Below are 11,076 nucleotides of genomic sequence, written 5' to 3'. Positions count from 1 at the left end.
CTCTATGTCGTTGCGGGCGACGTCTGGAAATAGCGCCTTCCCGCCCAGAGCGACACGTAAACCAGACCGACCAGTGCAGGCACTTCGATCAGCGGACCCACCACTGCGGCGAGCGCTTCACCGGAGGCAATGCCGAATGTCGCGATGGCCACGGCTATCGCAAGCTCGAAGTTGTTGCCAGCGGCCGTGAAGGAGAGAGACGCCGTTTCGGCGTAGCTGAAGCCAAGCTTCATCGAGAGCACGAAGGCAAGCCCGAACATTATGAAGAAGTACACTACCAGTGGGATCGCGATTCGCAGGACGTCCACCGGAAGCTGAAGGATGCGCGTTCCCTGCATCGCGAACATCAGCACGATGGTGTACAGCAATCCCAGCAGTGCAGTCGGACCGATGCGCGGGATGAAGCTCTCGTTGTACCATGTCTCGCCGCGTTTCGCCACCATCGTCCGTCGTGTGAGATAGCCGGCGAGGAGTGGAATGCCGAGGAAGATCAGAACGCTCTTTGCGATCTGCCACATCGACACGTGAAGCGCAGTCGTGTCAGCTCCAAGCCAGTGCGGGACGACCGTGAGAAAGAGCCACCCCAGAACCGAGTAGGTGAGAATCTGGAAGACGGAGTTGAGTGCGACGAGGACAGCGGCAAGCTCTGCCGAGCCGCATGCAAGCGAGTTCCAGATCAGTACCATCGCGATGCACCGTGCGAGCCCGATCAGAACAAGTCCGTCGCGATAATGCGGCAGATCCGGAAGTAACAACCACGCCAGCGCGAACATGACGACGGGGCCGATCACCCAGTTCAGCACCAGCGACGTGCCCAGCAGTTTCCGATCGGCCACGTGCGCACCGATGCTCTCGTAGCGCACCTTGGCGAGCACGGGGTACATCATCCAGAGCAGTCCGATGCCGATTGGCACCGACACGCCGGCCACCTGCACCCGGTCGAGCAGCGCGCCCAGTCCCGGGAACGCCCGTCCCAGCGCGATGCCGCTCACCATCGCGGCGAATATCCAGAGCGGGAGGAAGCGATCCAGCCGGGACAGGCGCCGGAGGACAGGCGCGTCCATGGCGGACGTCGGCGACCAGCCTAAAGTATTTGCTTCCATCAAGTTTGGTTGATATATGCAACAAAAGAGATCAGCGATGCGAGGCGCTCGCTCAATGATACATCAAGAAATATTGATATGTCAAGAACGGGCGGAGAATGGGCGGCAAGAGGCGCGGACGGAAGGCCCATTGCTGCCGCTGCACGCGACGGGCCAGATTTGACCAATGCGAGTGGTCGTTCAGAGGGTGTCGCGCGCCTCGGTGCGCGTGGGCGGTAGGGTGGTGGGAGAGATCGGCACCGGACTCATGCTCCTCGTCGGCTTCACGCACGACGATGCGAGCCGCGAGGTCGACTGGATGGCCGAGAAGCTGCTCGGCCTCCGCATCTTCGGAGACGGTGAGGGGAAGATGAACCGGTCGGTCGCGGACGTTGGCGGGTCGATTCTGGTCGTGTCGCAGTTCACGCTGTACGGCGATGCTCGAAAGGGCCGCCGCCCATCATTCGTGGACGCGGCGCGGCCCGAGGTCGCGATTCCGTTGTATCAGGAATTCCTCGTCACGCTGGCGAACAGCGGCCTCCCCGTAGCCGCGGGCGAGTTCGGTGCCGACATGCAGGTCGAGCTGGTGAACGACGGCCCAGTGACGTTGCTGCTGGAACGCTCTGCGGTTGTCGCCGGGTAGCGAGGCACACGGAGGCGCTCGACCCGTCGCAGGGCCGTCGCAGGGCCGTTGCAGAGCCGTTGCGGAACGGCGCGCCGGTGGACGGCGGTCATGTGACAGCGTAATGTCCCTGCATGAAGACTTCGAAACATCCTCCGATGGCGGCGCGCGCGCTGGTGCTGGCGCTCGCGGCGCCGATGATCACTGCGCCGAACGTGATGGCTGCGCAGCGGCCGGTACTGTCACGCAACGTGCGGCAGTACGTTACCGTCGACACATCAGTAGTTGCGCTGACTCACGTGCGCGTGATCGACGGAACTGGCGCACAACCGCGTGTCGACCAGACGCTGATTCTGCGTGACGGGAAAATCGCCGAGATGGGGAACAGCGCGGCGATCAAGCCGCCGGCGAACGCGCAGGTGATGGATCTTACAGGAAAGTCGGTGATTCCCGGGCTCGTGATGATGCACGAGCATCTGTTTTATCCGACGGGTCCGGGAGTGTACGGCAATGTGGCGGAGAGCTTCACGCGTCTGTATCTCGCCGGCGGTGTGACGTCCATGCGCACGGGCGGCAACATGAACGGCTATGGCGAGATCAACATTGCGCGCGCGATAAGGAATGGGGACAAACCTGGTCCGTGGATCGATGCGAGCGCGCCGTATCTGCAGGGGCCAGGGCTCGGCATCGGCCAGATGCACGAGCTCAAGGATGCGAGCGACGCGCGTCGGATGGTGGATTTCTGGGCCGACGCGGGGGCGACGTCGTTCAAGGCGTACATGAACATCACTCGCGCAGAGCTTGCGGCTGCGGTAGACGAAGTGCACAAGCGCGGGTTCAAGATCACGGGACACCTCTGCTCGGTGACTTACCGCGAAGCGATTGCGGCAGGGATCGACGATCTGGAGCACGGCTTCTTTGTATCAACGGATTTTGATACGTCGAAGAAGCCCGACGTCTGCCCCGGACAGGCCGCCGGTATGGCGTCGATGGCCGCTGTCGATCCCAACAGCGCGCAGTTCAAATCGCTGATCGCCGATCTGATCGCGCATCACGTTGCGATAACGTCCACCCTCACGGTATTCGAGACGTTCACTCCCGGCCAGCCGATGCCGCCAGGTCTGGATGTATTGGACCCAATACTCAAGCAACGATTCGAGAAGTTCTACGCGACGGTCCAGGGGAACGACCATTCCATCTATTCGACACTGTTCGCGAAGGATCGTGCGATGGAGCTTCAGTTCGCGCGCGCTGGCGGTCTGTTGATAGCGGGAACCGATCCGACCGGAGCGGGCGGGGTCATTCCCGGCTACTCGGACCAGCGTGAGGTCGAGCTGCTCGTGGGGAGCGGGTTCACGCCTCTCGAAGCGATAAGGATCTGCACACTGAACGGCGCGACGTATCTGGGGCGAGCGAGCGAGATCGGTTCGATCGCCACCGGCAAGCAGGCGGATCTGGTCGTCATTAACGGCGACCCGGCCACGAACGTCTCTGACATCAGAAAGGTCGAATTGGTTTTCAGGCAGGGCGTCGGATACGACCCGGCAAAATTGATCGCGTCGGTAAAAGGACAAGTGGGGCTTTTCTAGATGAATGAGCCCCGCTTCGTTCTCGCGTCTGCGTCACCGCGCCGGCGCGAGCTGTTGGAACTGATTGGCATTCAGCATACGGTCGATCCTGCAGACATCGATGAATCGATGCACGGCGGAGAACGGCCTGCGGCGCACGTCGAGCGGCTTGCGCGGGAGAAGGCGTCCAAGATAGCGGCGCGGCATCCCGGCGCGTTGGTCATAGCCGCGGATACGATTGTGGTTCTGGATGGAAGGGTGATGGGTAAGCCGCGTACAGAAGACGACGCGTGCAGGATGCTTTCGGATCTGAGCGGTGCAACTCACACTGTACTGACAGGAATGGCCTGCGCGTTCAACGGTGAATTGGAGTCTTCCGTAGATGATGTGTCAGTGACGTTCCGAAGCTTGTCGAGCGATGAAATTCGCGAATACATCGCGACCGGCGAGCCGATGGACAAAGCGGGGTCGTACGGTATTCAGGGTTACGGTGCAACGATAGTACGACGCATCGACGGCGACTATTTCGCAGTGATGGGTCTGTCGCTGGTCCGACTGGTAGAGCTGATGCAAAAATTTCGCGTTCGCTATCACTTCGGCGGAGCGACGCGACACACCTAGATTGCCCCGCCCTGCGGGGCGGGAAATGCGGTCATGCGCAAGTCGTTCGTCCTGTTCGCCGCGGTACTGCTTGGTATCGGGATCAATTCCCGTCCGGCGCAGGCGCAGATAGGTAGCACCACCGACATCGTGACGGGTCGCGTGCTCGGCCCTGACGGAAAGCCACTCGAGAACGTGACCGTGGCTGTGAAGTCCGCAGAGAGTGGGATCACGCGCACCAAGCGCACCGACGCCGAAGGGCGATACACGATTCTCTTTCCCGATGGCGGCGGTCAGTACCGTATCGAGTTTCGCGCGATAGGATTCGCGCCAATCTCGCGCAACGTCGCGCGGCAGGGCGACGAGGATCGGCTCGTGACCGACGTGCAGATCGGCACGCAGGTCGCAGCGAAGCTGTCGACAGTCACCGTAACGGCGCGCAACGGTGGGCGCGACCGTGGGGCGCCGCCCACACCTGGCGAAAGCGGGCGCACGCTCTCATCCGAGCAGCTCGAGCGACTACCGGTCGACATGAGCGACATCTCGGCGATCGCGGCAATGGCGCCAGGTGTGGTTGGAATCGCCGGTAATGACACTACGGCCGCTGCGTTTTCCGTTGCGGGTCAGCGATCGACGCTCAACAACACGACACTCGACGGTCTCTCGTTCGGGAGCTTCTCCGTCCCTGCGGAAGGACTGCGCAGCACGCGCGTGGTGACGAACACGTACGATCCATCCAAGGGCCAGTTCAGTGGCGGCGAGATCGCATCCACGACGCGTGGTGGAACAAACGAGCTCACTGGCGGCTTCACTTACTCCCGGCGCGATCCGGTGCTCGAATTCGAAGGAGCGGACAGCGCTGCAGTTTCACCGACGTATCTGCAGGATCAGATAAGCGCGGGACTCGGCGGCCCGATCATCAAGGACAAGATGTTCATCTTCGGATCTGCGCAACTGCGGAGGCGCAGCGATCCGGTGCAATCACTCCTGGCGTCGTCACCGGCAACGTTGTCCACGCTCGGACTCGATCCGGCTTCGGTGCAGGCTTTCGAATCGCAGGTGAGGGCGCTCGGAATTCCCTCTCCCGCAGCGGTACCGGACCGGCGCATCGGCGACAACACGGTCGGCCTCCTCCGTCTCGACTATTTCGTGAACGATGCCAACAGTCTCACGATTCGCGGTGACTACCGGGGCAGCACGCAGGATCCAACGCGCTCCAATCCCTACGCACTTCCATCCAGCGCGGGCGCCAGCACCACAACCGGAGCCGGTATCGCGGCGACGCTTACGTCCAACTTCGAGAGTGGTATAATCAACGAGCTGCGGACGTACTATTCACGCGACAACAATCACTCTGAAGGATATCTGACGCTCCCATCTGGACGCGTCCGGATCAGTTCGCCGCTCGCGGATGGAACTCAGGCACTCAGCGTGATCAGCTTCGGCGGCAATCCAGGTTTCCCGCAAGCTGGCAGCTCTGCACTGATCGAGGCGGCTGACGAAGTTTCGTATCTCAGCAAGGATCGCACGCATCGCGTTCGCCTCGGAACGCTGTTCGATCTCAATACGTTCCGCCAGAACGTGACCAACAACAGGCTTGGGACGTTCACCTACAACTCGCTTGGCGCGTTGCTATCCGATACACCGGACAGCTACAGCAGAACCCTCCTGTCTCAGGAGCGCGCAGGCAAGACGGTTGCAGGCGCGGTGTACCTGGGCGACACGTGGCGCCCGAACCGCCAGGTGCAGCTTGTGTATGGCGTCCGCGCGGAGGGGACGAAGGTGGATGACGCACCGCCGCTCAACTCCGATGTCGAATCCAAATTCGGTCTTCGCACGAACGATTTTCCAACGGAGGTCCACTTCAGTCCGCGTGCCGGATTTTCGATCAATCTCACCAAGCCGAATCCCAACGATCCGTTCGCGCAATTCCAGCCGGCATTTCTGCTTCGCGGCGGAATCGGCGAGTTTCGCGCAAAGACTCCAACAGGATTGTTCACATCTGCGGCAGGCGCCACTGGGTTGATCGACACCGAGCAGCAGGTGTCGTGCATCGGGCCGGCCGTGCCGATGCCGGACTGGCAGAGCTATCTCGGCGATCCGACAACCGCTCCAACGGCATGCGTAGGTAATACCTCGATACCGCAGAATTTCTCGTCGGTCAGTCCTTCTGTCACACTGTTCGCTCCGGATTTCGAGGCACCCCGCTCGTGGCGCGCTTCGCTCGGACTTCAGCACAGGCTGATTGGCAACATCACCCTGTCGGCCGACGCGAGCTACGCGCGCGGTGTGGCACTCTATGGCGTGCAGGATCTGAACCTCAAGACTTCGCCGGCGTTCAGTCTCGCCGACGAAGGGAATCGGCCGGTCTATGCACCGGCGGCTGCGATAGTAACCGGCACCGGTCAGGTAACGTCGGGCGGATCGCGCATCTATCCGGAATATGGTCAGGTGCTCGAGCTCACTTCCGGACTGCAGAGCGATACGCGCCAACTGACGCTGTCTCTGAACGGCGCGACGTCGGGCGGAACGTTCTTTACATTTGCGTACACGCTGCAGCGTACCCGTGACCAATCGTCGTTCACCTGCTGCTCGGCGGCCCAGGGATTCGCATCACCGACCACTGGTGGAAATCCCAACATCAGTGAATGGGCGCCGGGCGATCAGGACATTCGCAATACCATTCAGACCTACTTCACGAAGCCGGTCAAGGACTGGCTCGATATTACAGCGAACGCGCGTCTCAGCTCCGGCGCGCCGTTCACCCCGATGGTATCGGGCGACATCAACGGCGACGGCTCGCACAACGACCGCGCGTTCATATTCAATCCCGCAACGACTGCCGATCCCGCGCTTGCCTCCGCAATGAAGCAGTTGATTGCGGGCTCGCCGTCCAATATTCGCGACTGTCTTACGTCGCAGCTGGGGACTGTGGCGGGACGCAACAGCTGCCGCGGTCCGTGGACACCGTCGCTCGACATGCAGATGAACTTCCGGCCCGATGGCTTCAACCTGCATCGCAAGATGACGTTCTCACTCGTCGGATCCAACGTGCTCGCCGGTCTGGACCAGCTGCTCCACGGCAGCAACCTGCGTGGCTGGGGTCAGTTCAATCGCGCCGACCCGACGCTGCTCTACGTACGCGGGTTCGATCCGGTCAAGCAGCAGTTCATCTACGATGTGAACGGTCGCTTCGGCTCCAACAACTCAGCACGTGCGGTGTATCGTCAGCCATTCGTGCTTGCGTTGCAGGCCAGGCTGGCACTGGGCCCCGATCCCCGCGATCGCTTCAGGCAGATATTCGCTGCGCGGACGGACAGCTCGTCGATCGCGTCGTCGGCGATGCAGAACCCGGTTGCGCAGATCATACAGATGCGCGACTCGCTCAACCTCAGCGATGCACAGGTGACGCAACTAACGACTGTCTCCGATACGCTTGCTGCGCAGGCGCTTGCACTTGGCGCGCAGATCCGAGCGGAAGTTGCGAAGCAGGGCTCGGGGAATCCGCAGGCGATCATGTCGAAGATCCGTCCGCAGATTGTCGCAGGCCGACAGAATCTGACCGCGGCAATGGCTCAGGTTCAGAAGATTCTGACGCCGGACCAGTGGAAGAAGGTGCCTGAGAACATCAAGAATCCGCCGGCGTTCGGCGGTGGTGCGGGTCGTGGCGGCCGCGGTGGGCGCGGGCCGGGTGAGTAACCGAGATTGCGGAATTATTTCCGAGTGACAGGCACGGATGCATCCGTTCCCCACCTACGCGTGCCATCGTTTATGCCGGCGATGTGGCGGTGTTGAATCGGATCGTCGCGGGTGTGAGGGCCTGGGAGGAATAGGCGTTCGAACCTAATGCGGTCAACGCAACGCCGAGTACTGCTGCCGCCAGACTTCGACGCGTGCCAGGACGTCGTCGACGGTTATGCGCGGCATGCGGCCGGGCCGGTTCTCCATAGTCGGGAGGTAATTCTCTCCGTCATTCGCGTATGCATCGATCATGAGATCGTGGAAGCGCCGGTAAGGGCCTGTTCGTTTCGGGTTGGTGTAGCCGAGTAACGAGATTACGGGTCGGTTCATGGCCACGGCCATGTGAAGCGGACCGGTGTCCGGCGCCAGCACCAGCGCGGATGCATCGAGAATGCTGATGAGCTTCCGCAGGCCGCTACCAAGCTCGGAGCGAATGGGAGTCGAAGCGCGCTCTCTGATAATCCGTTCCGCATCGAGCTCTCGTGCGGAGCGGCCGCCCACGAGTACGGGCTGCAATCCGTAATCGGAATACAGTGCGTCGCACACAGTGGCCCAGCGTTCGGGAAGCCAGTCCTTCTCAGGCTTGCTCGTGGCGATTACGACGGCGGCAACGGGACGCTCGAACTGTGAAATCCACTCCGCCTGCCACGCGCGCTCTCCGGCCCATGGCCCGATGTTCCATTCGAGCGGTGCATATGGCACTTCCAGATACTCGAGAAATTCGAGGTACTGGTCCTGGACGTGCCGTATGGGACGCGGTGGAATCTTTCTGTTCGTGAAGAGCCAGTTGAGATCGCGTGCACGAGCGCGATCGAAGCCGAGTTTCACGGTCGCGTCAGCGAGTGCGGTAACGATACCGGCCTTGAAGTAGACCTGGAGGTCGATCAGAAGATCGAACTCGTGCGTTCGGAGCCGTGGACGCAGATCGGTGAAGGAGCGGATACCGAGCGATCTGTCGAACTCGATTATCTCGTCGACTGATGGGTGGCCGCGTACCATGGTGGCCGGTACTGCCTGGAGGATCCATGAAACGGTGCACGCCGGCCGGTATCGCTTGAGCGCGGTCACCAGGGGGAGGGCGTGCACCACGTCTCCCGCGGCGGACATGAGCATGATACATATTCTGTCCAACCGAACGTCGGCTCGACTCACGCTGGTTGCGCCGCCGCTGTCAGAGCCAGGTACGACATGTCCTCGTCGGACAATGCGTTGGTGCGTGGCGCCAGGCGCGTACGCCACTGGCGCAGAGAGCGCATGAGGCGTTCGATGTTGGCGCGAGCGACCAGCGGATCTCCCGGAACGTGGAAGTGCACGCGATCGACATCCAGTACGTGCGCGATGTATCCGTCATCGCCGGATGTGATGAGCACGTTCTTGAGATTGAGATCGGGATGCTGCGCGCCAGTTGCGGTCAGCCGCGACAGGAGCCGCGCGACCGCATCGAGGATCGGGCGTCGTTGTGCGTCGTTGCGCACATCGCCAAACACCGCCGAAAGATCTGCGCTGCCCTCGACGAACCGCGTAACCACATCGGCGCGCCGAAAGAATCCGCCAGCCGGATACGTGCCGACCGCGAGTACCTCCGGCGTGGGAACGCCGCCGAGCCGCAGACGGAATGCGGCGGTCAGCTCGCGGGCCACACGTGTAGGCGGAAGGAACCGGTCGTGCAACAACCGGCCGACGAAGCCGCCGCGCATCACATGACGCACTGCGACGCGGCCCGACAGCGGCGGGAAGTTTATCGCGTACACTGGCGCGCGTCCCTGAAACACCAGCGCGTCCGGCACCTTTGACGCGTACGTGTACAGCGTGTCGTGTTCCAGAATCGCGCGCGTGGTCTCCGCCATCGCGCGCGCCACCAGAATGTTCGCGCCTGCGACGGTTATGTGCTCATAGCCGGTGATCGGGATCAGATCCGAGCTCATCCGCCATCCTGCGCGACTACCTGCCGCGGTGCAATACCGGCGCGGACCTGCGCGATCGCCGTCAATACTGCGCGTGCCTTGTTCTCGGTCTCGATCCATTCGGATTCCGGAACGGAATCAGCGACGATTCCGGCGCCTGCCTGTGCGGAAGCGACTCCGTTCGCAATCACGCACGTGCGAATCGTGATCGCGAGATCTATGCGCTCGCCGCCCCAGCCGATGTATCCGACCGCACCCGCGTAAGCGCCGCGGCGCTCCGGCTCCAGCTCATCGATGATCTCCATCGCACGCACCTTCGGCGCGCCTGTCATCGTGCCGGCAGGGAAGGTCGCACGCAGTACATCCGCGACGCCGATCTCCGGACGCGCGGTTCCATCGACCTGACTCACAATATGAAGGACGTGCGAGTACTTCTCGACGCACATGAAGTCACTCACCGCCACGGTGCCGTACTCCGCGACGCGCCCGACGTCGTTGCGCCCCAGATCGACAAGCATCACATGCTCGGCGCGCTCCTTCTCGTCGGCGAGAAGATCTGTCGTCATCCGCTCGTCCTCTTCCGCCGTGCTTCCACGTGGACGCGTCCCTGCAATCGGGCGTACGGTTACCTGGCGATTCGCAAGCCGTACGAGCAGCTCGGGAGAGCTGCCGACGAGTTCCGTACCGTCGAGGTCGAGATGGTACATGTACGGCGATGGGTTCAGGGCGCGCAATGCACGGTAGAGATCCGAGCTGTCGAAGTCGTGCTCGACGTCGATGCGACGCGCGAGCAGGCACTGGAAGCAATCGCCGGCGCGAATGTATTCCTTGATGCGCTCGACGTCAGCGATGAATCTGTCGTGCTCGTAGTTCGATTTGCCAATCAGCGCCTTGGTTGGCGCACCGAGTGAGAGAGGCTCGAGCGGAGAAGGATCGAGCAGACGCGCGGCGATCGCGTCGAGCTCCGCCTGCGCATCGTCGTACAACTCTCGCAGCTCGTATTCACTCGCATCGCGGGGAACGGGCACGGACACGATGAGTCGTCCCTGCGAGCGCAGGTTGTCGATCACCACGAGGCCACGCGTGAAGACGAACAACGCGTCGGGTATGTCGAGCTTTTTACGCGGCGGATTCGGGAGCGATTCTATCGCGCGTACAACATCATACCCGAGGTAGCCGACTGCGCCGCCCCAGAACACGCCGAGCTCCGGCACGTGTGCCGGCACGTGCTCCTTTACCAGCCGTTCCAGATCAGCCAGGGGGTCAACGACCTGGCGTTCCGTGTGCCAGCCGCGGGAGGGCGACCAGTCCGAGACGACTCCATCCGACAGCGACCACGCCGAGCGCGGCTCCGTGCCCATGAAGGTGTAGCGGGACCACGTTTCGCTGCCCGCCGGAGCTGACTCCAGAAGGAAGGCGAAGCCTCCCCGCCTGAGCTTTGCGAAGGCGGAAACGGGCGTATCTATGTCCAGCAGCATGTCGCGCCAGACGGGGACGAGCCCGGCTGTCGCTGCATGCGCGCGGAAACGGTCGAAATCCATGCGTTAAGTTGAGGGATG

The 11,076-nt window shown here is 62.1% G+C and carries 8 protein-coding genes; 4 read left to right on the top strand and 4 right to left on the bottom strand.

The genetic code is table 11. From position 1 onward, the window contains the following. Window positions 1–2: 2 nt before the first annotated feature. Complete coding sequence (gene arsB / locus V4529_13720; GenBank protein MES2359386.1) at window positions 3–1,103, bottom strand: ACR3 family arsenite efflux transporter; 1,101 nt, start codon at window positions 1,101–1,103, stop codon at window positions 3–5. Between the two features lie 166 nt (window positions 1,104–1,269). Between arsB and dtd the strand changes: the two genes are divergently transcribed. The 4 genes from dtd (at window position 1,270) to V4529_13700 (ending at window position 7,571) form a co-directional block, all read left to right on the top strand. Continuing rightward, window positions 1,270–1,725: a D-aminoacyl-tRNA deacylase gene (gene dtd, locus V4529_13715; protein ID MES2359385.1), complete on the top strand. Its 456-nt coding sequence runs from the start codon at window positions 1,270–1,272 to the stop codon at window positions 1,723–1,725. Between the two features lie 113 nt (window positions 1,726–1,838). After that, a complete protein-coding gene (locus V4529_13710) occupies window positions 1,839–3,293 on the top strand; it encodes an amidohydrolase family protein (GenBank protein MES2359384.1) in 1,455 nt (484 codons plus the stop codon). Continuing rightward, a complete protein-coding gene (locus V4529_13705; protein MES2359383.1) occupies window positions 3,294–3,893 on the top strand; it encodes a Maf family protein in 600 nt (199 codons plus the stop codon). Between the two features lie 33 nt (window positions 3,894–3,926). Further along, complete coding sequence (locus V4529_13700) at window positions 3,927–7,571, top strand: carboxypeptidase regulatory-like domain-containing protein (GenBank protein ID MES2359382.1); 3,645 nt, start codon at window positions 3,927–3,929, stop codon at window positions 7,569–7,571. A gap of 153 nt (window positions 7,572–7,724) precedes the next feature. On the opposite strand, the gene V4529_13695 is transcribed toward V4529_13700, so the two are convergent. The 3 genes from V4529_13695 to V4529_13685 are packed head-to-tail and all read right to left on the bottom strand — an operon-like array spanning window position 7,725 to window position 11,058. After that, on the bottom strand, window positions 7,725–8,726 hold the full coding sequence (locus V4529_13695) for a glycosyltransferase family 9 protein (protein MES2359381.1): 1,002 nt from the start codon (window positions 8,724–8,726) through the stop codon (window positions 7,725–7,727). 35 nt (window positions 8,727–8,761) lie between these two features. Then, the gene (locus V4529_13690) at window positions 8,762–9,538 is read right to left on the bottom strand and encodes a lipopolysaccharide kinase InaA family protein (GenBank protein ID MES2359380.1); all 777 of its coding nucleotides are present in this window, start codon (window positions 9,536–9,538) and stop codon (window positions 8,762–8,764) included. After that, a complete protein-coding gene (locus V4529_13685; GenBank protein ID MES2359379.1) occupies window positions 9,535–11,058 on the bottom strand; it encodes a chorismate-binding protein in 1,524 nt (507 codons plus the stop codon). Before V4529_13685 ends, V4529_13690 begins: the two co-directional genes overlap by 4 nt. Window positions 11,059–11,076 lie beyond the last annotated feature (18 nt).

Source organism: Gemmatimonadota bacterium (assembly GCA_040388625.1).
Classification (GTDB): Bacteria; Gemmatimonadota; Gemmatimonadetes; order Gemmatimonadales; family Gemmatimonadaceae; genus Fen-1247.
This window is presented reverse-complemented; position numbering and strand designations above follow the sequence as displayed.

Coding starts and splice junctions, on each gene's coding strand:
- arsB (MES2359386.1), bottom strand. CDS start 1,103: ATGGAAGCAAATACTTTAGGCTGGTCGCCGACGTCCGCCATGGACGCG.
- dtd (MES2359385.1), top strand. CDS start 1,270: ATGCGAGTGGTCGTTCAGAGGGTGTCGCGCGCCTCGGTGCGCGTGGGC.
- V4529_13710 (MES2359384.1), top strand. CDS start 1,839: ATGAAGACTTCGAAACATCCTCCGATGGCGGCGCGCGCGCTGGTGCTG.
- V4529_13705 (MES2359383.1), top strand. CDS start 3,294: ATGAATGAGCCCCGCTTCGTTCTCGCGTCTGCGTCACCGCGCCGGCGC.
- V4529_13700 (MES2359382.1), top strand. CDS start 3,927: ATGCGCAAGTCGTTCGTCCTGTTCGCCGCGGTACTGCTTGGTATCGGG.
- V4529_13695 (MES2359381.1), bottom strand. CDS start 8,726: ATGCTCATGTCCGCCGCGGGAGACGTGGTGCACGCCCTCCCCCTGGTG.
- V4529_13690 (MES2359380.1), bottom strand. CDS start 9,538: ATGAGCTCGGATCTGATCCCGATCACCGGCTATGAGCACATAACCGTC.
- V4529_13685 (MES2359379.1), bottom strand. CDS start 11,058: ATGGATTTCGACCGTTTCCGCGCGCATGCAGCGACAGCCGGGCTCGTC.